20 protein-coding genes are annotated in these 25,222 nt (G+C 68.6%); 9 read left to right on the plus strand and 11 right to left on the minus strand.

The window, feature by feature from the left end:
• The 4 genes from ACREEF_RS10715 to ACREEF_RS10730 all read left to right on the plus strand — a co-directional run.
• Positions 1 to 843, plus strand: an 843-nt coding sequence (locus ACREEF_RS10715; protein WP_431565570.1) for a TolC family protein, incomplete at its 5' end; no start/stop codon positions are given.
• Positions 844 to 1,845, plus strand: coding sequence for an HlyD family secretion protein (locus tag ACREEF_RS10720; protein WP_431565571.1), 1,002 nt, complete (start codon positions 844 to 846; stop codon positions 1,843 to 1,845).
• Positions 1,842 to 2,747: an ABC transporter ATP-binding protein gene (locus ACREEF_RS10725; protein WP_431565572.1), complete on the plus strand. Its 906-nt coding sequence runs from the start codon at positions 1,842 to 1,844 to the stop codon at positions 2,745 to 2,747. Before ACREEF_RS10720 ends, ACREEF_RS10725 begins: the two co-directional genes overlap by 4 nt.
• The gene (locus ACREEF_RS10730; RefSeq protein WP_431565573.1) at positions 2,744 to 3,880 is read left to right on the plus strand and encodes an ABC transporter permease; all 1,137 of its coding nucleotides are present in this window, start codon (positions 2,744 to 2,746) and stop codon (positions 3,878 to 3,880) included. The genes ACREEF_RS10725 and ACREEF_RS10730 overlap by 4 nt, the downstream gene beginning before the upstream one ends.
• A 54-nt stretch (positions 3,881 to 3,934) precedes the next feature.
• Here ACREEF_RS10730 and ACREEF_RS10735 read toward each other — a convergent pair whose 3' ends face one another.
• A complete protein-coding gene (locus ACREEF_RS10735) occupies positions 3,935 to 5,026 on the minus strand; it encodes a PepSY-associated TM helix domain-containing protein (RefSeq protein WP_431565574.1) in 1,092 nt (363 codons plus the stop codon).
• Entirely contained in the window at positions 5,026 to 7,194 is a 2,169-nt protein-coding gene (locus ACREEF_RS10740; RefSeq protein ID WP_431565575.1) for a TonB-dependent receptor, read from the minus strand. Before ACREEF_RS10740 ends, ACREEF_RS10735 begins: the two co-directional genes overlap by 1 nt.
• Positions 7,195 to 7,662: 468 nt before the next feature.
• Between ACREEF_RS10740 and ACREEF_RS10745 the strand changes: the two genes are divergently transcribed.
• Positions 7,663 to 8,208, plus strand: a complete 546-nt coding sequence (locus tag ACREEF_RS10745) for a hypothetical protein (protein WP_431565576.1) — start codon at positions 7,663 to 7,665, stop codon at positions 8,206 to 8,208.
• 105 nt (positions 8,209 to 8,313) lie between these two features.
• Here ACREEF_RS10745 and ACREEF_RS10750 read toward each other — a convergent pair whose 3' ends face one another.
• Positions 8,314 to 8,748 (minus strand): CBS domain-containing protein, encoded by a 435-nt coding sequence (locus tag ACREEF_RS10750; protein ID WP_431565577.1) that lies wholly within the window; start codon positions 8,746 to 8,748, stop codon positions 8,314 to 8,316.
• Between the two features lie 334 nt (positions 8,749 to 9,082).
• Between ACREEF_RS10750 and petA the strand changes: the two genes are divergently transcribed.
• The gene (gene petA, locus ACREEF_RS10755) at positions 9,083 to 9,625 is read left to right on the plus strand and encodes a ubiquinol-cytochrome c reductase iron-sulfur subunit (protein ID WP_431565578.1); all 543 of its coding nucleotides are present in this window, start codon (positions 9,083 to 9,085) and stop codon (positions 9,623 to 9,625) included.
• Positions 9,626 to 9,727: 102 nt separating this feature from the next.
• Here petA and ACREEF_RS10760 read toward each other — a convergent pair whose 3' ends face one another.
• Complete coding sequence (locus ACREEF_RS10760) at positions 9,728 to 14,275, minus strand: putative Ig domain-containing protein (RefSeq protein WP_431565579.1); 4,548 nt, start codon at positions 14,273 to 14,275, stop codon at positions 9,728 to 9,730.
• A gap of 803 nt (positions 14,276 to 15,078) precedes the next feature.
• Between ACREEF_RS10760 and ACREEF_RS10765 the strand changes: the two genes are divergently transcribed.
• Positions 15,079 to 16,122, plus strand: a complete 1,044-nt coding sequence (locus ACREEF_RS10765) for a helix-turn-helix domain-containing protein (RefSeq protein ID WP_431565580.1) — start codon at positions 15,079 to 15,081, stop codon at positions 16,120 to 16,122.
• 390 nt (positions 16,123 to 16,512) lie between these two features.
• Here the strand turns inward: ACREEF_RS10765 and guaA are convergent, their stop codons facing one another.
• From guaA to guaB, 5 genes are all read right to left on the minus strand, one after another.
• Positions 16,513 to 18,075, minus strand: coding sequence for a glutamine-hydrolyzing GMP synthase (guaA, locus tag ACREEF_RS10770; RefSeq protein ID WP_431565581.1), 1,563 nt, complete (start codon positions 18,073 to 18,075; stop codon positions 16,513 to 16,515).
• Entirely contained in the window at positions 18,072 to 18,806 is a 735-nt protein-coding gene (locus ACREEF_RS10775) for a 5'-methylthioadenosine/S-adenosylhomocysteine nucleosidase (protein WP_431565582.1), read from the minus strand. Before ACREEF_RS10775 ends, guaA begins: the two co-directional genes overlap by 4 nt.
• Entirely contained in the window at positions 18,803 to 20,227 is a 1,425-nt protein-coding gene (locus tag ACREEF_RS10780; protein ID WP_431565583.1) for an RsmB/NOP family class I SAM-dependent RNA methyltransferase, read from the minus strand. The genes ACREEF_RS10775 and ACREEF_RS10780 overlap by 4 nt, the downstream gene beginning before the upstream one ends.
• A gap of 12 nt (positions 20,228 to 20,239) precedes the next feature.
• Positions 20,240 to 20,632, minus strand: a complete 393-nt coding sequence (locus ACREEF_RS10785) for an MAPEG family protein (protein ID WP_431565584.1) — start codon at positions 20,630 to 20,632, stop codon at positions 20,240 to 20,242.
• A gap of 66 nt (positions 20,633 to 20,698) precedes the next feature.
• Complete coding sequence (guaB, locus tag ACREEF_RS10790) at positions 20,699 to 22,156, minus strand: IMP dehydrogenase (RefSeq protein ID WP_431565585.1); 1,458 nt, start codon at positions 22,154 to 22,156, stop codon at positions 20,699 to 20,701.
• A 138-nt stretch (positions 22,157 to 22,294) separates the two neighbouring features.
• Here guaB and ACREEF_RS10795 point away from each other — a divergent pair, with 138 nt between their 5' ends.
• The gene (locus ACREEF_RS10795) at positions 22,295 to 22,834 is read left to right on the plus strand and encodes a DUF2061 domain-containing protein (RefSeq protein WP_431565586.1); all 540 of its coding nucleotides are present in this window, start codon (positions 22,295 to 22,297) and stop codon (positions 22,832 to 22,834) included.
• Positions 22,835 to 22,858: 24 nt separating this feature from the next.
• Here the strand turns inward: ACREEF_RS10795 and ACREEF_RS10800 are convergent, their stop codons facing one another.
• Both ACREEF_RS10800 and ACREEF_RS10805 read right to left on the minus strand, forming a co-directional pair.
• A complete protein-coding gene (locus ACREEF_RS10800; protein WP_431565587.1) occupies positions 22,859 to 23,797 on the minus strand; it encodes a hypothetical protein in 939 nt (312 codons plus the stop codon).
• Between the two features lie 154 nt (positions 23,798 to 23,951).
• Positions 23,952 to 24,674, minus strand: a complete 723-nt coding sequence (locus ACREEF_RS10805) for an RlmE family RNA methyltransferase (RefSeq protein ID WP_431565588.1) — start codon at positions 24,672 to 24,674, stop codon at positions 23,952 to 23,954.
• An 80-nt stretch (positions 24,675 to 24,754) separates the two neighbouring features.
• Here ACREEF_RS10805 and ACREEF_RS10810 point away from each other — a divergent pair, with 80 nt between their 5' ends.
• Positions 24,755 to 25,219, plus strand: coding sequence for a peptidylprolyl isomerase (locus ACREEF_RS10810; RefSeq protein ID WP_431565589.1), 465 nt, complete (start codon positions 24,755 to 24,757; stop codon positions 25,217 to 25,219).
• Positions 25,220 to 25,222 lie beyond the last annotated feature (3 nt).

Here is a 25,222-nt window from a genome sequence, read left to right on the forward strand (position 1 = left end):
GTGCAGACCGAAGCCCTGGCCTTCCATCAGGTTCGCCGCCGTCGCGGTCTGACGACGACCCTGGACGAGCGCCGCGCCGAACGCGACATCGCCGCCGCCGCCGCCGCGCGTCAGGACTTGATCGCCCGACGCGCCGCCCAGACCCACGCCCTGGCCGTCCTGCTGGGCCGCCCGCCGCTGGCGCTGATGGCCGAACTGGCCGCCCCGCCGACAGCGACCTCGACGCCCGGCGCCATTCCCGTCGGCCTGCCTTCCGACCTGCTGCGGCGACGACCGGACGTACGGACGGCCGAGCGCGATCTGGCCGCCGCCACCGCCGACATCGGCGTCGCCGCCGCCGACCTCTATCCTTCGATCAGCCTGACAGGCGCGGTCAGCCTGGTCTCCGGTTCGCTCAGCAAGCTGATCTCGGCCGACAGCATACAGCCCACGGCCGCCGCGGGCCTGGTCCTGCCCCTGCTGGACGGCGGCCGAAGACGCGCGACCCTGGACCTGCGACGGACCCAGGCCCAGGAAGCTCTGCTGGCCTATCAGGCCGTCGTTCTGGTCGCCCTGAAGGATGTCGAGGACGCCCTGAGCCGACTGGAGGCCGACCGCGCCCGCGAGGCTCAGTTCCGGGCCGCCGAGGGCGCCGCCCGCGACCAGCTGGCCACCGTCCAGGCCCGTAGCAACGCCGGACTGGCGACCGGGCTGGACCTTCTGGCGGCGCGCGCCTCGCTGCTGGACGCCTCCGACGGCCTGGCCCAGGCGCGGGCCGCGACCGATCAGGACGTGGTGGCGCTCTACAAGGCGCTGGGCGGCGGCTGGGACGAACGCCGCCACCCCGATGCAGGAGGGTTCTAGGTGGCCGACGCCTCCAGACGCCAGAAGGGCGGCCACCGCCGAACCCTCGTCATCGCCCTGATCGTCGGCGCAGCGGTCTGCGTTCTTCTGGCCTGGGCGCTGCTCAGCCGTCGGCAGGACCGCCCGCCCGTCTTCACCGGCTATGTCGTGACCCGGAACCTCTATATGTCCGCGCCCGTCGCGGGCGCGATCGACAGCTTGAGCGTCGTGCGCGGCCAGCGGGTCGAGGCGGGCGCGGCCCTGTTCCGCATCGACCCGACATCCCTGGACGCCCGCGCCGATCAGGCCGCCGCCCAGGTCGATCAGGGTCAGGCTCAGCTGGCCGCCGACGCCGCCGCCCTGAACAAGGCCCGCGCTGCCCTGGCCGCCGCCCAGGTCGAGGTCACGCGCACGACCTCGGACCTGGCCCGCTTCATCGCCGCTGAGCGTGAGAAGGCCGGCTCCGTCGCCGGCCAGCAGATCGATCAGGCCCGCGCCGCCGCGATCAGCGCCCAGCGCCAGCGCGACGCCGCCCAGACCGACGTGACCGCCGCCGCTGCTCGCATCACCGCCAGCCGGGCCGGGGTTCAAGGCAGTCGAGCCGGCGTCGTCGACGCCCGCCGCCAGGTCAGCCAGCTCGCGCCGGTCGCCCCGGTCGCGGCGCGGGTCGAGGACGTCATGTATCAAGCGGGCGAATGGGTCGCCGCCAACGCCCCGGTGGTCAGCCTGATCCCCGACGATCAGATCAAGGTGCGCTTCTATCTGCCCGAGGCCATGGTGAACGCCTATCCGCCAGGGACCATGGTCGCCGTCGGCTGCGACGGCTGCGCCCCCGGCATGACGGCGCGCGTCGACTATGTCGCCGGCCGCCCGGAATACACCCCGCCGATCATCTACAGCCTGGCCACCCGCGACAAGCTGGTCTTCCTGGTCGAAGCCGCGCCCTCGACGCCGCGCGGCCTGAGGCCCGGCCAGCCGGTCGACGTCACCCCCCTTCCTCCGACGGGGCGCGCCGGTCGATGACGCAGGTCATCGACGTCAGGGGTCTGAACAAGTCGTTTGGCGACAAGCACGTGGTGCGCGACGTGGCCATCGCCGTGGACGAGGGGCGGATCACCGGATTCCTGGGCCCCAACGGCTCGGGCAAGACCACCACGCTGCGCCTATTGTGCGGCCTGCTGACCCCCGACAGCGGCGAGGGCGAGGTTCTGGGCCTGAACTTCCGCAGCCAGAGCGCCGGGATCAAGCGGCAGACCGGCTATATGACCCAGCGGTTCTCGCTCTACGACGACATGACCATCAGCGAGAACCTGACCTTCGTGGCGCGGGTCTATGGGCTGGACGACCGCGCCGGCCGGGTGGATCGCGCCCTGGAGCGGCTGGGGCTGGCGGATCGCCGCAACCAGCTGGCGGGCGCCCTGTCCGGCGGCTGGAAGCAGAGGCTGGCCCTGGCGGCGGCGACCCTGCATGAACCTAGGCTTCTGCTGCTGGACGAGCCGACCGCCGGGGTCGATCCCAAGGCCCGACGCGAGTTCTGGGACGAGATCCACGCCCTGGCCGCCGAGGGTCTGACGGTGCTGGTCTCCACCCACTACATGGACGAGGCCGAGCGCTGCCATGACATCGGCTATATCCTGAACGGCCAACTGATCGCGCGCGGCACGGGCGAGGAGATCATTGGCCGCTCGCGCCTGATCACCTTCAACGGCGAAGGCCCCGGCATCGACCATCTGGCCCACCAGCTGGCGGATCAGCCCGGCGTGATGAGCGCCTCGGCCTTCGGCGCGGCGGTGCACGTCAGCGGCGTCGACCGCGCGGCGCTGGAACAGGCGATCGCCCCCTATCGCAAGGCCCCCTACCAGTGGGTCGAGGTCAAACCCTCGCTGGAAGACGTCTTCATCCAGTTGATGGGCGACCCGCGATGATCGCCTCCCTGCTCAGAATCTACGCCGTCCTGTCCAAGGAGTTCACCCAGCTCAGCCGGGACCGGATCACCTACGCCATGATCCTGCTGATGCCGCTCGTGCAGCTGCTGCTGTTCGGCTACGCCATCAACACGGACCCTCGGCACCTGCCGGCGGCGGTCTTCGCCAGCGACCACAGCGCGACCGCCGACGCCGTCGTCGCGGCAATGGAGCGGACCAGTTACGTCGACGTGCGCTACCTGCCCCGCTCGGATGGCGAGATGGACGACCTGCTGCGGCGCGGCCAGGTGATGCTGGGCCTGACCATTCCGTCCGACTTCACCGAACGCGTGCTGCGGGGCGACAAGGCCCAGATTCTGGCCGAGGTGGACGCCTCCGACCCCGTATCGGCCGCCGGGGCGCTGAGCGCCGTGGCCGCCCTGCCCGACCATGCGCTGGACCGCCAACTGGTCGGCGCCGCCGCCAAGCCGTCGCCCTCACCGCCGTTCGAGGTGGTGATCCACCGCCTCTACAATCCCGAGAACCTCACGGCCTACAATATCGTGCCCGGTCTTCTGGGGACCATTCTGTCCATGACCCTGGTGATGATGACCGCCATGGCCGTGACCCGCGAACGCGAGCGCGGCACGATGGAGGCCCTGCTCTCGACCCCCGCCACGCCGATCGAGATCATGATCGGCAAGCTGACGCCCTATGTCCTGGTCGGCGTCGTTCAGACCGTCGTCATCCTGTCGATGGCGCGCTTCCTGTTCGACGTCCCCATGGCCCAGACCGCAGCCGGATGGTTCGCTCTGACGTGCGGGGTGGCGCTGTTCATCCTGGGCAATCTGGCGCTGGGCTATCTGATCTCGACCCTGGCCAGGAGCCAGCTTCAGGCGATGCAGATGTCTTTCTTCTACATGATGCCGTCGATCTTCCTGTCGGGCTTCGCCTTTCCCTTCTACGGCCTGCCCCAGTGGGCCCAGCGCATCGGAGAGGTTCTGCCCGTCACCTATTTCCTCCGGATCGTGCGCGGCGCCCTGCTCAAGCAGCAGACCCTGTCGGACATGGGCCCCAACCTTCTGGCCCTGGCCCTGTTCGCCCTGATCATCTCCGGCCTGGCCCTCGCCCGATCCCGTACCACGCTGGACTAAGGCCCCGCGACGGCGAGCGCCCCGTTTTCAGACCACGTCCACTGCCCGGACAGCTCAGACAGGCCGCGCTCTTGGCCGTCGCCGCTTCGGGAGCCCGCTCGGATTGGACCAGAAGGTCACGACGGCCAGAGAGCCCAGAAGGGTCAGTGATACACCCACGATGGCGACGACCAGCCGATAGGCCAGCCCTCCGACCTTGGCCGCGTGGATCGGATACTGGGCGTTGACCACCCGCAGGCCCAGCGGCAGGGCCAGGGCGTCGCGCGATCCGACGATCCGCCCGTCGGCGGGATCGAACCAGACCTGGGTCCGGCCGTTGGGCAGCCATTCCGCCGCCCGCCGCATCCGCAGGCCGATCAGCCCACCCGGCTTGGTCGGCAGGGAGACGATGCGCGGGTCGGCGTCGGGGAAGCGGGCCTGGGCCGCCGTCATCATGGCGGGCCAGTTCAGATCGGGCGACAGAGGTCCGCCCTCGTGCTCGGGCTGGGCCATGACCGCTTCCAGGTCCGCGCGCGGCGAAAGAGCCTGCGCCAGACCGTCATACAGCGGCGACAGGGCCAGGACGGCGCCGGTCGTCAGGATGAGGGCCAGCATGGGCGCGCTCCACACCCCCATGTCGCGATGGTGCTTGATGATCCCCGGCCGCTTCCAGACCTTCGGCAGAACCGCAAAGACGAAGGTCCGGCGCGTCGGCCACCACAGGATCACCCCCGTGACGACGAAGCCCAGACCCGCCAGCCCCGCGATCCCGGCGATGGTCTTCCCCGCGTCGCCGATCAGCAGATAGTGGTGCAGGTCGAACAGCCACAGTTCGGGCCGCGCCCACAGGCTCTCCCAGCGCGCCACAACCTGACCCGCCTGGGTCGCATAGGCGCCGCGCGTCTTGTCCTCATAGTTCAGCCGGTAGATTCCCAGCCGGTCGGTGGCCAGGATGACCGAGCGCGGCCGGTCCGAGGCCGCGAAGGCCTGATCCAGCGCCGCGCCGATGACCTTGGGGTCCGAAACCCGCGCCTCGCTTGCATGGGGCACGACGGCGCGCAGCCAGTCGTCCTTGAACACCAGAACGGTTCCGGTCAGCCCCAGGACGAACAGCAAAAGGCCGATCAGCCCCCCGGTCCAGCGATGCGCCAGTCGGACCAGACGCATCAGAAGCGACGGTCCCACCCGAGGGTGAAGGAGCGCCCACGCCCGGCGAAGTAGCGCAGGTTGTCGGTCGGATTGCTGGTGTCGGAGCTGTAGGTCACATAGTCCTCGTTGAAGAGGTTCTGCACCGCCAGCGACACCCCGCCGATGGCGAAGTCGTAGCGCAGATAGGCGTCGGCCACGGTGTAGCCTTCGAAATTGTTGCGCACGTCGCCGCCCTCGAAGTCGCGCGACAGATAGGTCTGGACCTGCAGGCGCGCCGACAGCGGGCCGTTGGCGTAGACGGCTGCGGCGTTGATGCGATCCGGCGAGATGTTGGCCCCGTCCAGATCCCTGTCCACCCGACCGTCGGCATTGGTGTCGGTCTGGCCGCGCAGGCGCGCATAGCCGGTCGAGACCGTCAGCCCCTCGATCGGGGTGCGGGCGCGCAGGTTCAGCTCCAGTCCCTCGATCTCGACCGCCTGCCGCTGAACGTCGTAGACGCCGTCGGCGTTGCGGACCAGGAACTGACCCAGGTCCGACGAGGACCAGAAGTAGGTCGCCCCGGCCTCGAACGGCCCGCGCTTCACCTCCAGCCCCAGTTCTTGATTGTCCGAAACCACCGGGCTGATGTCGAGGAAGCCGTCGACCTTGACCCCGTCGACGTTGATGGAACGCAGGATGCGGCCCACGTCGGGCACGGTGTAGCCCTCGGCGTAGCTGGCGTAGGCGCGCACGCCGTCCAGCGGCTCATAGACCACGCCGCCGTTGACCAGGGTGGCCTCGAACTTGGGCTTGCCGCCCGTCACCCGGCGCGAGCCGTAGGAGGCCAGGGTGGTGAAGTCGTCGACCGACAGTTCGACGTTCTCCTGACGCACGCCGCCGGCCAGCCGCACCCGGCCGTCGAACAGACGCATATTGGCCTGAACAAAGGGGGCGAGGCTCTGGAACTCGGTCGGCGGCACCCAGGCGCGGTTGGTGGCGATCAGCCGCTGCTCGGTGCGGTCCTTCAAGGCGTCCAGACCCAGGGTCGCGGTCAGGCACGGCACGCCCGGTACAGCCCGCTCATAGCTGGCGCGCGCGCCCAGCTTGCGCGAACGGTTCGACGACTGGTCGAACAGGGTCCCGATCGGGGCGATGCTGGCGTCCTGGAAGGTGGCGGAGCGGTCGCCGCCGAAGGTGTCGCGCGTGCGGTTGAAGAAGACCTGGGCGCTGAAGTCGCCGCCCCACAGGTCGCTGTCGGTCAGCGAGGCCGAGAGGGTCTCGACCCGGTTGGCGGCGGGTTCGCCCTGGACCTGGCCGCGCATGCTGCTGGTCGGACGACCGATGCCGCGATCGCCCGCCACGACCACATAGTCGCCGTCGCCCTTCAGCTCGAAGCGGTTGGCCAGAAGGTCGAGGCGCACCGTGTCGGTCAGGTCCCAGCCGAAGCGGCCGAAGAAGGACAGAGCCTTGGAATCCTGCACCTCGCCCTGGGTGTTGTCGACGCCGATGCGGCGGCCGTTGGCGTCATAGAAGGCCCCGCGCTGGTCATAGGCGACGCCGAACACGCCGTCGAAATCGCCATGACGATAGGCGGCCAGACCGCCCAGCTTGGCGCCGATCCCGTCGCCTTCGGGTCCGCCCGAGCTGGAGACCTGGGCCAGCATCCGGCCGCTGAGGCCGTCCTCGGTCGGCGCGCCCACCGTCACCTGATTGACCACGCCGCCGGTGGCGCCGATGCCCTGCAGGGCGTTGGAGCCGTAGATCAGCTCGACCCGGTCCACGAAGAAGGGGTCGATCGTATAGCCGTCGCGCGAGCCGTCGCGGATCGGCGTCGACTGCGGGATGCCGTTGATGGCGAACAGCGGCGAGCGGCCGCGCAGGCTCTCGCCCGATCCGGTCAGCTTCTGCCGCGTCGGCGAGAAGGACGGCGACAGGGTCGAGACCGCGTCGATCACCGAACCGCTGATGGCCACCTGTTCCGACAGGGTCTTGCGATCGATGACATCCACCGTCATCGGCAGGGCGCTGGCCGGCAGGATGGTCCGCGCCGCCGTCACCACCACGTCCTCGACTTCGCTCGCCGCGGGCTCCTGCCGCGCCGTCTGGGCGGCGGCGGTCGAGGCGAAGGCGGTCCCGGCCAGCAGGGCCGAGACGGCGACAAGGCCCGAGGATCGGCGCAACGACGGAAGGGGCGAGAAGAGAGGCATGGGGGCTCCTGAAGAAGGCCCCGCCCTTAAATGCAATTGCGAGCGACTTGCAATCAAAATCCCTTAGGTCTTCGGCGAACGACGGCCGGCTTTGCGCCGACCTGGAACCTCGCCAACGCCAACCCGAAACCATTGCGGCCGCGGTGAAGGAGCCGACGGCGCATCAAGCATCACCGGAACGCTCCACAATGAGCCATGGAGCCTCGGCCGACTGACTAAAAATGACGACGGTCAAATCAACGCGCCGCGTAGTCGCCTAGCCTCGCCCAGCGAAGGGATTAGGAGACATCTCTCATGGCGCGACGAAATCACCCTGTCCTGAGGACGCTGGCGGCGTCGGGGCTTGCGGCCTTGCTCCTCGCCTACGGATGCGACCGCAAGGCGCCCGAAACGTCCCAGGAAACGCCGCCAGCCGCCGCGTCCGCCTCCAATCCCGCCTTGCGAAGCGCGGCTGCGGATTTCGGGGCGATGGTCGAGCGCTCCACCGGCGCGACCTGGGCGGAGATCGACAGTCTGCATACACGCGCCATGACCTCGGCGAGCGAAGCCCGCGCGCGCTTGTCGCCGGCCGGCGCCGTCGATCTCGACCGCTCGCTGCAAGAGCTTGACCGGGCCCGCAAGGCAGAGGACCGGACGGCGTTTGCCCTGGCCTCTTTGGAAGCGAAGCGCAATCTGATCGCCGCGCAGGACGCCGCCACGGCGAAACCTCCGGTTTCGGCGGAACTCTTGCTCATCGCGGGCCAGCGCTATCAGGCGCTGACGCGGGCGAAGCCGACGGACTGGGCCGCCCTGACCGCCGCCGCCGCAGCCGCCGACGAACAATGGCGGCAGACGGCGCCGCTGCTGAGCGCCCAATCGATCCCGAATACGATGCAGGCCAGCTTGACCGCCATGGCCGACGCCGCCAAGGCGCGGGACCTGTTCGCGGCCCAACAGAGCGCCGTGCTTCAGATCGCCGCCGCGCGCGAGGTGGTCAAGGCGCTGGACGCCGCGCCGCCGCCAGCCTCGCGCTGAGCCCCATAAAGACAGCGGCGCCGGCCAGGAGGCCACGACGCCGCCGTCTCGATGGTCCCGTTCGCGCCGCCGCTCACAGCGAAGAGCGACGGCGTGTCAGGGACATCAATGCTGACTATGACGCGCGCTCGGTTCGGTTACTCCCGCCAGCGCCGCCGCGGCCTGGGAACCATTGCCAACGGCCTGGCTGATGTCGCCCAGGGATATGACCCCCACCAGCCGCTTGCTCCGACTGAGGACCGGGAGCCGGCGGACCTGCTCGGCCCCCATCTGGGAGGCGACGTCGTCAAGGCTGTCGTCCTCGAAACAGTAGAGGACCTCGGCGCTCATCACCTCGCGTACCGGCGTCTTCGAGTCTCTGTTCTCCGCGACCCCGCGAACCGCCAGATCTCGATCGGTGATCATCCCGACCAATCGGTCGTTCTCGCCGACCGGCAGGAAGCCGGCGTCGATCTTCTTCATCATCCGCGCAGCGTCGCCGATTGAGTCGCCGGGCGAGCAGACCTGCACGTCCGAGCTCATGCATTCGTTGACTTTCATCATCCTGTTCCTTGCCAATCGCCTTGCCTCAGGAACGGACGCCGAACGCGAAGGACATCATTCCTGGATCAACGCTCTGTCCGGTGGGGCAGCCCCGACATATCCGTGCCCGGGAAGGCGTCAGTTCGGATGGTCAGAACCGTAGTCCTCGGGACGATTTGAGGACGTCACTGGAAACCGACCAGACCTCGCTCGGTTCCGGTGCCGTTCGGGTTCGCCCGGAGCCGACCTCTCTCCGATGCAAGGTCCGAATAGAGCGCCCAGGACGCTCAGCCTCGGAGGGAACACTCATCGCTGCTCGACGGTTGAAACAGAACGAAACGGGTCCAGAGAGATGCACCCAGACATCGAGACTTCAACGCCCGCGGCTCTCACTGCCGATCGCCGCGACTTCATTCACATCGCCGCGGGCGCGTTCGCGGTCGGCGCAGCAGGCATGGCGCTCTGGCCGTTGATCGATTCCATGAACCCGGCGGCCGACACCCTGGCCCTCTCCTCGGTCGAGGTCGACTACGGCAAGGTCCAACTCGGCCAGCAGATCGTGGTCAAATGGCGCGGAAAGCCGGTCTTCATCCGCCACCGCACCCCCAAGGAAATCGCCGAGGCGGTCGCCGACGACAACGCCGCCCTGCGCGACCCCGCGACGGACGCCAGCCGTCACAAGCCCGGCAAACCGGAATGGCTGATCCTGGTCGGCATCTGCACCCATCTGGGGTGCATTCCGACGTTCGGGACGGGCGATTATGGCGGCTGGTTCTGCCCTTGCCACGGCTCCCACTATGACACCGCCGGACGCATCCGGAAGGGCCCGGCGCCCCAGAACCTCCACCTGCTCGAATATACCTTCCTGAACGAAACGCGGGTCAAGCTCGGCTAGGAACGACGTTCCCGCAAGGCCTCCAGCCAGGCCAAGTGGTCGCCAACCGCCTTGACCGCTCAAGACGCCCGCCGGACCTGGCGGGCGTCTCTCGCCGTCGGATCAGAAGGCCATCGCGCCAGTGATCCTGAGACCGCTGAGGGTCTCACCGTCGCTGAAACCGCCCTGGTACTCGCCCGACCATGACCAGCCGTTACGAGAGCGCCAGCCAAGGCTCAGGCCGAGGTCCAGCCGCGACCGCTCCCACCCGTCCTGACCGATCAGATAGGCCGGACCCTCAAGCCAGTCCGCATAGCGCAGCGCCTGACTGCCCGCGTCAGCGAACTCGTGACGCCACTCCAGGCGCAGGCCCGGGGTCCAGCGGTCATGACCGCGAAGGATGTCGCGCTCGTAACGCAGACCCACCAGTCTCTGCAGGGACTCCACGCTGCGTGCCTCATAGTTGAGGGCCCAGTACGGCGATCCCGTCTCGGTGAAGGCGTCAAGGTCAGAGGTCAGCATCTCCAGCCGGCCGTAGCCGATCCAGCGGGTCGAGCCGGAGGTCCGATCCACCCCGGCGGCCAGCGAGCCGAACCAGGTCGCGCCGTCGCGTTCCCCGAACACCAGGCTGGAGTCCACCGGCGTGCGGCGACGCATGTCGAAGCCCAGTTCGCCATAGCCGACCATGCCGTCGATGAAGACGCTCTCGGCCGGACGCCAGCTGCCGTAGGCGACGCCCGCCCAACTCTTGGCCTCCATCCGCGATTCATCCACGCCGACATCGGTGTTTTCCTGTCCGAAGCCGACGCCCACGCCGATGTCGAGGTTGTCGGCCACGCTCATATCGACGCCCGCGCTGATCCCCGACGAGGTGATCGACATCTCGGCCGTATGCGTCGTGGCGTCCCGCTCGCCCAGGCTGATGGCGCCGCCGACCCAGACACGCGGTCCGCTCGTCGGACCCGCAGGACCATCACCGACCTGCATCGACGAACCGCCGGCAGACAGGCCGCCCTCGGTCGTTCCGTCCGCGCGGCCAGAGGCCAACATGCGGGCCATTTCGTCGCGATCCGAGACGTCACGCCCCTGCATCAGGCCGCGGCCCAGCACCTGGCTCAGCTCGCCCATCGTCCGCTGACCTTCGTCCAGCGGGGTGAAGGCGTGCCCGTCGAGACGGAGATCGAGGGCCACGTCCCCCTGTCCGTCGTCGCGATGCAGCGCCTCCAGACGACGGCTGAAGTTGCCCATCTGCGTTCCCGCCATCCGGCGCGCCGCCTCGGCCTGGGCCGTGTTCAGGCCCCGGACGTCGGGGTCGGCGCTCGGATCCGGGCGGCTGGTGACCGTCAGGCTCAGCGCGACCGAACCGGTGTTGCCGAACCCGTCCGTCGCCGTGACGGTGAAGACGAAGGTCCCCGCGACTGTCGGCCGTCCGCCCAGAACGCCGGCCGTGGACAGGGTGAGACCCTGCGGAAGCGCGCCGGAGGTAACGGCGTAGGTATAGCCCCCCTGTCCGCCGGTCGCCTGCATCTGCTGGTTGACCGGGGTTCCCGCCAGAACCTCCGGCAGGGCCGTCGGCGTCACCGTCAGGCTGGCCGCGCTGACCGTCAGGGTCAGTTCGACCCCGCCCGCGTACGGACCTGCGCCCGTCGCGCTGTCGGTGGCCCGAACGCCGAAGGTGAAGCTGCCCGTCACGGTCGGCGTGCCGCTGATCTGGCCCGTCGGAGACAGGGTCAGGCCGGCGGGCAGCGCGCCCGTAGCGATGGCGTAGGTGTAGGGGGCTACGCCGCCCGACGCCGTCACGCTCTGGCTGTAGGCCGTGCCGCGCGTCGCCGTGGGCAGGCTGGCCGGAGCGACCGCGATGGTCGAAGCGGCCACCGTCAGGGTATGCGCCGCCGAGATGCTGAACGGACCGGTGCCCGTCGAGCTGTCCGTCGCCGTCACCGTGAAGTTGAAGGCGCCGCCGGAGACGGGCGACCCCGACAGGGTTCCGTCCGGCGCCAGGCTGATCCCGGCCGGCAGGGCGCCCGCCGTCACCGCGAAGGTGTACGGAGCCGTCCCGCCCGACGCGGTCAGGGTTTGCGCATAGGCGACGCCGACCTGGCCGTTCGGCTGGGCGCCGCCCGCCAGAACCAGGGTCGGAGCTGCGATCTGCACCGTGACAGTGCCTTCCGCGGAGACCCCCTGGGAGCCGGCGGCGGATGTCCGCACGCCGCGCCCCGAGGGACCGGCCGACGGGCCGTCCGTAAAGCCGACGGCGCGATAGGTGAACGAATCCGTTCCGAAATAGCCCGCTTCAGGCACGTACAGCACCTGGAAGCCGGTCACGGTCGCGCCCCCATGGGCCGGCGGCGTGACGATCTCGATCGACGCCGCGTTGGACACCGCCGTCGACAGGTCGATGGCGGTAGGCTGGCCGGCGCCGTCCGGGTTCGCCGTCACATCGACGTCCTCGACATCGGTCACCGCGGGCGGGGCCGGCTGCGCGATGGTCACGCTGAAGGCCGCGCTCGTCGAGAGGCTGTTGGCGTCCGTCGCCGTCACCGTGAAGGCGGAGGTTCCGCTGGTCGTCGGCGTGCCCGAAAGCGCGCCGCCGGCGGCCAGGGTCACGCCGTTCGGCAGGGCGCCGGCCGTCACGGCGAAGCCGTAGGGAGCCGTCCCGCCCGCCACCGCGACGGTCGCGGCGTAGGCGACACCCACCTGGCCCGAAGGCAGGCTCGCGGTCGTGATCGCCAGCGGCGAGTAGGTGAAGCTGACCGAGGCCGACGCCGGTGAGCTGTTGCCCGCCGCATCGACAGCCGTGGCGACAAGCGCATGCTCGCCCGCCGACAGCATCGACGGCGGCGTGTAGCTCCAGGCTCCGCCGGTCGGGACGATGGAAATCGGAGCGCCGCCGTCGATCGACAGACTGACAGTCGAGCCCGCTTCGGTCGAGCCGGAGATGGTCGGCGTGCCGTCATCGGTCACCGCTCCGTCGGTCGGCGTCGAGATCACCGGCGCGGACGGCGCCGTGGTGTCCACCGTAAAGACACTCGCCTCCCAAGCCGCTGCGCCGATGCCCGCGGCATTCACCGCAACCACCGATATCGTATACAGTCCGTCGGCGAGCGGGATGCTCGTCGTCGTCCAGATCCCCGAGCCGTAGGCCGTGACCGGGGCCAGGGCCGTGTTGTTCAGAGTGACCGTGACCGTCGAGCCGGCTTCGGCCGTGCCCGAGATCGTCGGCGTGTTGTCGCCCGTCACCGAACCGGAGACTGGCGAGGCAACCGTCGGCGTGGCCGGCGGCGTGGAGTCCACGGTGAAGCTGGACGTGGCCACCGGCCCGGTGTTTCCAGCCTCGTCGGTCGTGACAACGGACAGCGCATACACGCCGTCCGCCAGCGTCGACGGGGGCGCGTAGCTCCAGTTGTCATAGCTCACGTCGGCAGCCACCGGTGCGCCGCCGTTGATCCGCAGGCTGACGGTGGAGCGGAGCTCGGTCCGCCCCGCGATCGTGATCCAACCGTCGGCGAGCACCGCGCCGTTGACCGGCTGTGTGATCGTCGGCGCGGCCGGCGCCGTGGTGTCGATGATCCAGCTGCGGGTCGTGGCCGGCGAGACGCCGCCCGCGTTCGTCGCGGTGACGCTGACGCTGACCGGGCCGTCAGACGCGACGGCCGGCAGCAGGACCGCCCAGTCGCCGGAGCCGTTGGCCGTCGCGGTCCCCGTATAGGAGCCGGTGATCGAGATCGTCGCGTTCGCCTGGGCCGTGCCCGTCAGATTGACGTCGCGGGCCGCGCGGAACTCGCCCTCGGCCGGCGAGAGGACCGCCGGCGCCGTCGGGGGCGCGACGTAGGTGAACTGGTCCGCCGCCGAGGTCGCGCTGGTCCCGCCCGCCGTGGAGACTCGCACGTCGACCGTACCGGTCCCCGCCGGCGAGGTCGCCGTGATCTGGGTGTTGCTGTTGATCGTGTAGCTGGCGTTCGTCACCCCGAACCTCACCGCGCCGGTTCCCGGAGCGGCGGAGAAGCCCGTGCCGGTGATGATCACCGTCGTGCCGCCGCCCGTCGGGCCCGCCGTCGGCGAGAGCGCGGTCACCGTCGGCGCCGCGACGAAGGTGTATTGGTCCGCCGCCGAGGTCGCCGAGGTCCCGCCCGCCGTGGTGACGGTGATGTCGTAGGTTCCCGCCGAGTTCGCCGGCGAGGTCGCCGTGATCGAGGTGGCGCTGTTGACCGTGAAGCTGGCCGCCGCCGTCGCCCCGAAGGTGACCGCCGTCGCGCCCGTGAAATTCGTGCCGGTGATCGTCACCGCGCCGCCGCCGCTGCTCGGTCCGCTCGCCGGCGAGATCGAAGTCACGGTCGGCGGCGGAACATCGTCGTTCTGGATCGTGCCAAGGCCCTGGCTGTCGACGACCGTCGCGCCGACTACACTTGAGACGTTGACGAAGAAGGTCTCGTTCGACTCGCTGATCTCGTCGCCCATGACCTGCACCGTGAAGGTCGCGCTGGAGCTGCCGGTCGGGATCGTCCGGCCGGTCTCGCTCTTGGGCATGTAATCCGTCAAGGCGGTTGCGGTGCCGGGCGCGGTTGCGATGTTGAAGGTCACGTCGGTCTGCGCCGTCGCCGACAGGCTGACGGTGAAGGTGAAGACCGTCACGGCCCCATTGCCCTCGGCGATGCTGACGTCCGAAACCATAAGGCTGGGGCGGTCCGCGCATGAGATCGTCCAGGCGACCGTTCCGGTCGAACCGTTGCCGAGTGAGACTGTCGTCGTTCCGGCCTGGTACGCCGCAGGGAACCGGCGGAGGAGGCCGAGTTGACGATCGTCGTCACGGGCTCGATGTTGGAGCTGATATCCAGCCAGGCTTGGCCACCCGACGACGGAGCGTAGCTGAAGATCAACCGTTCGCCGGCAAGGAATTGGCTGGTCACAAGGTTGTAGTCGTCGGCCGGGTAAGCCCTGTTGAGCCCGCCGGTTTGGCCCGCACCGGCGTTGATGGCGGCACACCCGGGAGAGAGCGCCAGAACGGCGGACGGGGCCGCCCAGACCGCCAGCACCACCGCGGCCAACAGAACGGTCAGTGCACTGGATAAGGCGCGGGAGACGTTTCCGGCGCGCTCGCGCACTGCCTGCGTCAAACCCGACATCCCCACCCCGCCCCACGCCTGCGAACGCGCGCAACGGCTCATGAGGCCGCGAGCGGCCTGCATCATTCCCGACATTGCTCTATAACCCCCTGGCGGACCTACGGGCCGTCGCCTCGATTTCTTAAGGTCCGTCGTCGTCAACGCGAGGCGACGGCGCCCCCTAGAAATTTGCTAACAGCGCCCCACCCCATTGGGAATGTCCGGAAATCTCCGGATTTGCGACGCGGAAGACATCGTCGGCGCGGCTTGGGGATATCGATGGTATTTTGGCGAAATGTCGCTATCCATGCAGGGTAAGGCGCTCCACGTCCGGCGCTCCGTGACCAACCTGCAGCAGCATCAGAACCTCCTTTGTCCCGTTTCCATTCCGTGTCCTGGGATGTCTCCACCGAGACCCTGCCCGATGCCTTCGAACGCTACATCATCGGTATGGCGGACCTGTACGAGGTCTCCGGCGTCAGCGATCACGACCGCCTGCATTTCTACAACAAGACCCACTCGGCCCTCACGGAGGCCGGCGTGCTCGGGCAGGGGCGCTCGGTGCGCCAGACCTTGTCACGGGGCGCGGCCACGCTGCGCCGGTCCGACCTGGATGGTCTCAATCTCCTCATCAACCGCAAGGCGGTCGTCGGCGACGCGGACGGCCGCGACGTCCGGGGCGCTCCGGGCGCGATTCAGTTCCGGGACCTCTCCCGCCCCTCGGCCTCCAGGGCCGACCTGATCGACGTCATCACCGTACTGGCGCCACGCGCGGTGGCGCCGCCGTCGCTGATTTCCAAGGACGCGCACGGCCTGGTCATTCCGCCCGAGCAGCCGGGCGCCCGCCTCCTCACCGCTCACCTGACCAGCCTGATCGGGCTTTCCGACAGCCTAACCGAGGCGGAGAACGAAACGGCGATCCAGGCGGCCTTGATGATCGCCGTGCGTATCACGGGGCTGGAGAACACGATTCCCGAACCGGAGCTGGCGGCGCTTCAACGCACTGTTCGGCGGACCGCCGCCGACTATATCGAGCGCCGATTGAACGCCATCGACCCGGCTATCGAGAACGGCGCCATCGCGCGCGCCGCGGGCGTCTCCCGCGCGACGCTCTATCGCGCCTTCGACGCCGAGGGCGGCGTCAATAGGTACACCCAGGATCGCCGCCTGCACCATGCCCGAAGGGCGCTGCGACGGCGGACCGGCTCCAGCCCGACCATCGCCGACATCGCCGACCAATACGGCTTCGCCTCTCCCACCCACTTCAGTCGTCAGTTTCGGGCCTGCTTCGGCTACTCGCCTTCCGACGTCGAGCCGCCACAGGTGCCCAGGGATGTCTCGATGTCGGACGGCCCGATCCGGCACGACATCCTGGTCGATTGGTTGAAGGTGCTGGAAGCGAGAACGATCGACTGACGAGCACGGCTTCAGGGCCATCCCCTTGTTGCGCCGGCCCCTGGAGCAGCACGTCGTGGGCGACGTGTTGGACGCGCTGACGCGCATCGCCCTTTCAGGCCGTTGCTGGGCTCGGCGGCGGGATGAGCTTGGCCAGTTTGCGCAGGTTGTGAGCTGTGGCGGCGAGGAGGAACCGTCTCGGGCGCCCTCGTAGATCAAGCGGGTTACCTTGCGGGCCGGCGTGTTGAGCGAGAACTCGTAGAACAGCGCGCCCTGGTCGATCCGTCGCTCCGTCCCAAGGAGAGTGGATCAGGCCCAGGTCACCGCTTCAACCGGCCATTTTCAAGAAGGCCAAATTACACCTCAATGAATTGATTTTATTGAATAATTTCAACAAACAGACTCAACCCCTCACTCCCACTCGATGGTGCCGGGGGGCTTGGAGGTGACGTCGTAGACGACGCGGTTGACGCCGCGGACCTCGTTGATGATGCGCGTGGCGGTCTTGGCCAGGATGTCCCAGGGGAACTGGTAGAAGTCGGCGGTCATGCCGTCGGTCGAGGTGACGGCGCGCAGGGCCAGGACCTTTTCATAGGTCCGGGCGTCGCCCATGACGCCGACCGTCTTGACCGGCAGCAGGACGGCGAAGGCCTGCCAGATGTCGTCGTAAAGACCGGCCTTGCGGATTTCTTCCAGATAGATGGCGTCCGCGTCCTGCAGGGTGGCGACCGCTTCCGGCGTGATCTCGCCCGGGATGCGGATGGCCAGACCCGGCCCCGGGAAGGGGTGGCGTCCGACGAAGGCGTCGGTCAGGCCCAGTTCGCGGCCCAGGGCGCGAACCTCGTCCTTGAACAGTTCACGCAGCGGCTCGACCAGCTTCAGCTTCATGAAGTCCGGCAGGCCGCCGACGTTGTGGTGGCTCTTGATGACGGCCGAGGGACCGCCCGAGGCCGAGACGCTCTCGATCACGTCGGGATAGAGGGTGCCCTGGGCCAGGAACTCGGCGCCTTCGATCTTGGCGGCCTCGCGGTCGAAGATCTCGATGAAGACGCGACCGATGGTCTTGCGCTTGGTCTCCGGGTCCGAAATCCCGGCCAGCTCGCCGAGGAATTCCTTAGACGCATCAACGTGCACCAGCGGGATGTTGTAGTGCTCGCGGAACAGTTCCGTGACCTGCTTGGCCTCGTCCTTGCGCAGCAGGCCGGTGTCGACGAAGACGCAGGTCAGCTGATCGCCGATGGCCTCATGGATCAGGACGGCGGCGACGGAGCTGTCCACGCCGCCCGACAGGCCGCAGACCACCTTGGCCGAACCGACCTGCTCGCGGATCTTGGCGATCTGCTCGTCACGATAGGCGGCCATGGTCCAGTCGCCGGTCAGGCCGGCGATGCCGTGGGTGAAGTTCTTCAGGATCACGGCGCCGCGCGGGGTGTGCATCACCTCCGGGTGGAACTGCACGCCGTAGATCTTGCGCTCCTCATTGGCGATGGCGGCATAGGGCGCGCCTTCCGAGGTGGCGATGACGTGGAAGCCTTCGGGAATGGCGGTGACGCGGTCGCCGTGGCTCATCCAGACGGTCTCGCGGTGATCGACGGCGCCGATGCCGGCGAACAGCGGGCTTTCACGAGTGATGACGATCTCGGCGCGGCCGAACTCGCGATGGTGGCCGCTCTCGACCTTGCCGCCCAGCTCGGCGCAGATGGTCTGCTCGCCGTAGCAGATGCCCAGCACCGGCACGCCGGCCTCGAACAGGGCATGGTCAGCCTTGGGGCTTTCCGCCTCGGTCGTCGAGGCCGGGCCGCCCGACAGGATGATGGCCTTGGGCGAAACCGCCTTCAGCGCCTCGCCCGCCTTGTTGAACGGGTGGATCTCGCAATAGACGCCGGCTTCGCGCAGACGGCGCGCGATCAGCTGCGTCACCTGACTGCCGAAATCGACGATGAGAACGGCTTCATGCATATGGGGCGCGGTCATGAGGGCTCAGAATCCGAAGCGGGCGTTGATGGGGCGGGTTCTTGACGGGTGAAGACGTCGGGATCAAGTCTTGAGGCGGGCACATCGGCCAGCGCGGCCAGCCCTCGCGTCGTCAGCACCTCGGTCAGACGGTCCCAGGCCACAGCCAGGTTCTCGTCGACATGGTGCAGGGTGGAGGTCCAGTCCTCCAGTTTCGTCAGCTCGCGCTTGCCGTCGCTGACGCCGCGCAGGGCGACCAGAGGCACGCCGAAGGTCTGGGCGACGCGCAACAGGGCGAAGGTCTCCATGTCCACCATCTCGGCGTCGATGGCGTCATAGGCGGTGCCCGATACGACATTGGCCCCGGTCGACAGGGTCGCGGTCGGCACGCCGGGGATGGGGCAAGGCAGAGGCAGGACGGCGGGCAGGTCCAGCAGAGGCGTCTTGCCCTTCTCGAACCCCAGCGGGCTGGCGTCCATGTCGCGATAGGAAACGGACGAGGCCTGATAGACCGCCGCGTGCTCCAGATCGCGCGATCCGCACGAGCCCAGCGAGACGATCAGGTCCGGCAGGGCGTCGCCCGCCTCCAGCCGCGTCAGAGCCGCCGTCAGGGCGATGGCCGCCTCGACCGGGCCGATCCCGGTCATCAGCGGCTGGATCCGCGCCTGAAGGGCGGCGCCGTATTCAGCCGGCGCCGCCATGACGGGCAGAACCGTCAGGCCGTAGATGTCTTCTGAGCGGCTGTCGCTCACGCCGTCCGCTCGTAGACGGCGGCGAAGAAGCCGTCGGTGCCGGTCGAGGCCGGCGACAGGCGCAGGCGATGACCCTCGGCCAGTTCGCCGAGGCGCTCGCGCGCCGCATCAGTCAGGTTCGCGGCCTTCAGGGCCTCGGCGACCGGGACAGGGCTGAAGGCGGGGTTGTTCTCTTCAAAGGCGTCGGCCGTGGCTTCGTTCTCGCCGCGCAGCATGGAGCAGGTGACGAAGACCAGACGCCCGCCCGGCTTCACCAGCTCGGCGGCGCGGCCCAGAATTTGAACCTGCAGGGCGTGCAGGCGCTCGACCTCGGCGGGCTTCAGACGCCAGGCGTCCTCGGGACGACGGCGCCAGGTGCCCGAGCCGCTGCACGGGGCATCGACCAGCACCACGTCGGCCTGACGCACCAGATCCTCGACCCCGCCGCCGTTCTGACCCAGCAGGCGCAGGTCGGCGCTGACCCCGGCGCGGGTCAGGCGCGGACGGATGTTGTCCAGACGCTTCTGCACCACGTCATAGGCGAACAGGCGGACGCCCATCTCGACCGGTTTGGCCTTGGGCTTGGGCTGGACCACAGCCCCCTGCCCGTCCCCGCCGACCGGCGACCAGACGGCGACCGGGGCGGCGGGCGCCTCGGCCACGGCGGCCTTGGTCGCGACCGGCTGCCCCAACATGGCCAGGCCCAGGGTCTTGCCGCCGCCGCCGGCGCAGTAGTCGACGACGGTCATGCCGGGCTCGACGCCGGTCAGCCAGCAGGCGACCTGACTGCCTTCGTCCTGAATTTCGATATGGCCCTGCTTGAAGGCCTCCAGCGCCTGGACGTTCGGCGGCGGCTCGGCCGACATGCGCAGGCCCGCGGCCGACCACGGCGTGCGCTGGGGCGACAGGCCCGCCTCGACCAGCTCGGCCTCGACGCCCGCAACCGTGGTCTTGGCCAGGTTGACGCGCAGGTCGATCGGCGCGCGCGGCGCCATCAGTTCGTGGGCTTCCTCGGTCCAGCGGTCGCCGAAGGTGATCTTGAAGTCCTCGACCACGAACTCGGGCAGGCCGGCGGCGACCCAGCCTGGCAGCTCGCCGGGGGCCGAGGTGATGCGGCCGCGCTCCTGCTTGGACAACGGACGCGGGCCATAGCCCTCGCCCGAGTGCAGCAGTTCGATCTCGTCCAGCGGCAGGTCGTCGATCAGCGACAGCGAGCCGATGACCAGGGCGCGACCGTCTTCACGGCCGCCCATGGCCCAGACCAGACGCCCACGGGCGCGGATGACCTTGTAGACGCGGTCGGCGATGGCGCGACGATCCTTGGACCCCGCATAGCGGTTGGCGGCGCCCCAGGCCTTCAGTACCACCTCGGCCGGCTGGCGGCTGTGGGCGATGCTGTCGAGGACGGAGGCGGCGGCGGCGAGGCGGGCTGCAGGGGTCAATCGGGTCTCGGATCAGATGAAAAGGGCCACAAGGATCAGGATCAGTCCCGCAAGCGAGACCATCCAGACCAGCGACCGGACGTAGGGCACGCCAAAGGCGTAGAGCGGAATATAGGCGACGCGCGCCCAGAAATAGAGGGCGGCGCCCCACAGGGTCAGGGCGCTCTCCGCGCCCGTGACGTGGGCGATCAGGACAGCGCCGATGAACAGCGGCAGGGTCTCATAGAGGTTGGCCTTGGCCCTTTCGAGGCGGCCGACGACGGGGTTCTTCGAAACCGGCGTGTGATCGCGGGCGCCGACGCCCCAGGCCAGACCGAACTCCAGATCCTTGACCGCCGCCGGAGCCACCACCTGCACCAGAGCCAGGATCAGCGTCGCCGTCAGATAGATCAATTCCGTCGTCACGCCCTGCCCCGCCTCTGTTCAATACGAAACCGCTCCCGATCCGAAGACCGGGAGCGGATCAGGGGATCAGCCCTGACGATAGTTCGGCGCCTCGCGCGTGATCATCACGTCGTGGACATGACTTTCGCGCAGGCCCGCATTGGTGATGCGCACGAAGCGGGCGCGGTCCTGGAAATCCTTGATCGTGGCGGCGCCGACATAGCCCATCGAGGCGCGCAGGCCCCCGACCAGCTGATGCAGGACCGGCGAGATCGGACCCTTGTAGGCCGTCTGGCCTTCGATGCCTTCGGGGACCAGCTTCTCGGTGGAGACTTCCTTCTGGAAGTAGCGGTCGGCCGAACCGGCGCCCATGGCGCCGACCGAGCCCATGCCGCGATACGACTTGTAGCTGCGTCCCTGATACAGGAAGACCTCGCCGGGGCTTTCGTCCGTGCCGGCGAACATCGAGCCCATCATGGCGACCGAGGCGCCCGCCGCGATGGCCTTGGCCAGGTCGCCCGAGTATTTGATGCCGCCGTCGGCGATGACCGGCGAACCGCTGTCGCGAGCCGCGCGGGCGGCGTCCATGACGGCGGTCAGCTGCGGCACGCCCACGCCCGCGACGATGCGGGTGGTGCAGATGCTGCCCGGGCCGATGCCGACCTTCACGGCGTCGGCGCCTGCGTCGATCAGGGCGCGGGTGGCGTCATAGGTGGCGACGTTGCCGGCGATGATCTGCAGACGGTTGTTCTCGCGCTTGATGCGCTCGACCACCTGGGCCACCGAGGCCGAGTGGCCGTGGGCGGTGTCGATCACCACCACGTCGCAGCCCGCGTCGGCCAGGGCCATGGCCCGCTCAAAGCCGGAATCGCCGACGGTCGAGGCGGCGCCGACCAGCAGGCGGCCCTGCTCGTCCTTGGCGGCGTTCGGGAAGGCGTGGGCCTTCTCGATGTCCTTCATCGTGATCAGGCCGACCGCGCGATAGGCCTCGTCCACCACGATGACGCGTTCGATCTTGCGGGTGCGCAGCAGGTTCCACGCCTCTTCACGACCGGCGCCTTCGCGCACGGTGATCAGGTCGCCCGTGGTCATCAGGGCCGAGGCCTTGATCGACGGATCGCTTTCGAAGCGCATGTCGCGGTTGGTCAGCATGCCGACCAGCTTGCCCGTCGCCGGGTCGACCACCGGGAAGCCCGTGATCTTCTTGGCGGCGACGATCTGGCGGACCTCGCCCAGGGTCGTGTCGGGCGAGACGGTCACCGGATTGATGACCATGCCGCTTTCATAGCGCTTGACGGTGCGGACCTGCTCGGCCTGCTCCTCGATGGTCATGTTGCGGTGAAGCACGCCCAGACCACCAGACTGAGCCATGGCGATGGCCAGACGGCTTTCGGTCACTGTGTCCATGGCGGACGACAGCAGCGGGATGTTCAGTTTGATGTTGCGCGTCAGCTGGGTCGAGACATCCGCCATCGCAGGCATGATCTCGGACGGGCCGGGTTCGAGCAAAACATCGTCGAAGGTGAGGCCTTCGCGTATCTCCATGGGGGAGTCTCCGTTTTGCGGGCCGCGTATAACGCCCCATGCCGGGGAACCGCAACCCCAAGCAGGAGCTATGCTGGGAATAAGAGGAATTGCCTTGCGCTGCGGCGCGCCTCAACCCAAGTATTGCGAATGGTTCGCATGTTGATCAGTACAGCCCGTCGCCTCGCGCTCAAGATCGCGAGCTATGGCGCCATGCACCTGATCGTGGCCATCCTGGTGGCCTTCGCCCTGACCCGCGACTGGCGCATCGCCCTGGCGGTCGGGGTGGTCGAGCCGATCTTCCAGACCCTGGCCTATTCGATCCACGACCGGGTCTGGCACCGGGTCGAGCAGCGCCGGATGCTGTCAGGCTTCGAGGAAACCGCCGAGGCCGTCACCGCCCGCCTCGAGCTGATGGACGCCCACGAGCAGAACCGCGCCCACAACCACCACGGCCACAGCCACGCCCTGCCCCGCAGCCTGAAACAGGTGGCGCTGAAAACCGTGACCTATGGCGTCATGCACTTCACCGTCGCGGTGCTGGTCGCCTTCGCCCTGACCCGCGACTGGCGCCTCGCCCTGGCCATCGGCACGGTCGAGCCTTTGGTGCAGACAGTCTTCTTCACCCTGCACGACCGCATCTGGACGCGGGTCGAGGCGAAGAAGGCTCGCCGCGTCGCCGAGGTGGCGGCCGCCTGATCATCCGCTCGGCTTGAGCATGGATCAGGGGTAGAAATAGCCCGTACTGGTGCAGCCGGGTCGGTAGTCGCCTGCACGCCGTGACCGATCCACGCATATCGCCGTCAACAGCCCCAGGCCGGCCGCCGCCCCGCCGTCAGCCAGCCACACCACCCGTCCGTCGCGCAAACCGACCAGAGCGGCGGCGTTCATGCGCGCCAGGTTGTTGCTGGCCTCCGCCCCCATATCGATCGACAACACCTCGTAGGCCGGTTCTTCGTCATCGACATAGCGACGCACGCCCGCGTTCTCCGCCGCGAAACGGGCGCCGCCGCCGGGGACGATTTCGCCCAGCCTCATCTGCGCAAACAGCGCTGAACCCCGCGCTTGCGCCTCGCGGCGCTGTTCGTTGAGGGCCGGCAGACGCCAAGCGAATGGCAGTAAAGACAGCCCCTGCAGCAGACCAGCCGAGTCTGCCCTGGGTTCGGCGGAGACGATCGGCGCCGTTTGGCAGGCCCGCCTCACCACCGCCTCGGCAGGCGCTGCGAGATCAGGCCGTCGCTCCATGAAACCGTCCACGTCCGACAGCGGCAGGCGGCCAGGCGCGACGGACAGCCAGGGATCGCGATCCTCGAGCATCAGCCGCGTCGTGTAGCGTCTGTCGCTCTCGCCTTCGGCTCGCGGCGAACGAGGACGCATCGGCGGATTGAGAATTTCGATCACCACGCCGTCGCGCACGACCACATAGATGGCGGCCGTACGGGGATAGGCCCCGGCCCAGGCGTTCGGTCCATAGAGCTGAACAGGATCGTCGGCCCGTTCAGGCGGAACCAGCCGGACGTCGCAGACTTCGCGTGTCGGCGCGGCCGGCGTCAGCTGCTGCACGGGATAGACATCGACCCGCCCACGCTTCCCGATCAGACTGATCGCCGGGGCGGGATCACGCCCCGCCCCTAGTCGCCCCGCCGCGTCGGACAAGGTCATGCCGCGCAATTCTGAGACCGAAACGGGCGCCGCCGCCTGTTCCCCAACAGCCCCTGCCAAAATGAAGGCGGCTACCGCTCCGGTGATCATCTCCGCCTCCGTCACATCAATGCTGCCGAAACAGCAAAGCACGACACGGACTAGCGGAACAATGTTATCGCTTGTTCAGCGCCACCAGGAAGACCTCGGCGCTGCCCTTGCGGCTCGATTCGGGCTTCACGTACTTCACCGTCTCGAACTCCTCGCGCAGCCGCGTCAGGACCCCGCCGGCGTCGCCGCCCTGGAAGTTCTTGGAGACGAAATTCCCGCCCGGCTTCAGCGTGCGGATGGCGAAGTCGGCGGCGATCTCGATCAGGGCGATGATCTTCAGGTGGTCCGTCTGCCGGTGGCCCACGGTGTTGTGCGCCATGTCCGACAGCACCAGGTCGGGCCGTCCGCCGATGGCGTCGATCAGCTGCTGGTCCACGCCGGGATGGGTGAAGTCGGCTTGGATCAGGGTCGCCCCGGGAATCGGCTCGATCATCAGCAGGTCCACGCCGGCCACCGCGGTCGCGCCGCGCTCCAGCGCCACCTGGATCCAGCCGCCCGGCGCCGCGCCCAGGTCGATGACCCGCGAGCCCCTCTTGATCAGATGGAAACGGTCATCGATCTCCAGCAGTTTGAAGGCCGCGCGGCTGCGCCAGCCCTCGGCCCGCGCGCGCTCGGACCACTTGTCCGACAGCTGGCGCTTGATCCAGGCCTGACTGGACAGGGTCTTCTTGTCGGCGGTCTTGATCTTCTGGCCCATGCCGCGCCCGGCGGCGGTGCCGCCCGTGGGGGGGCGAACCATCCGGCGGCGTTCCGGCGGCTTCTCGGAGGGCTTTTCGTCGTCAGTCATGCTTCCCACATAGCGGTGACAGCGTTCAGCCGCTATGACCCGCGCACAATTCTAGTCTGCACACACCCAAGGAGAGCCTGATGGCCGACCAAACCCTGACCTTCACCCTGGACACCGGCGACGGCGAAGAACGCAACGTCGTGATCAAGCTTCGCGACGATCTGGCCCCCGGCCACGTCGCCCGCATCACCGAGCTGGCCTCGGAAGGCTTCTATGACGGCGTCGTCTTCCACCGCGTCATCCCAGGCTTCATGGCCCAGGGCGGCGACCCGACCGGCACCGGCACCTCGGGCTCCAAGAAGCCGAATCTGAAGGCCGAGTTCTCGAAGGAACCGCACGTCCGCGGCGTCTGCTCGATGGCCCGCACCTCGGACCCCAACAGCGCCAACTCGCAGTTCTTCATCTGCTTCGACGACGCCCGCTTCCTCGACGGCCAGTACACCGTCTGGGGCGAAGTGATCGAAGGCATGGATCACGTCGACGCCCTGCCCAAGGGCGAGCCGCCCCGCGCTCCGGGCAAGATCGTCAAGGCGACCGTCGCCTAACGA

This window comes from Brevundimonas sp. (genome assembly GCF_050729455.1).
Lineage (GTDB): Bacteria > Pseudomonadota > Alphaproteobacteria > Caulobacterales > Caulobacteraceae > Brevundimonas.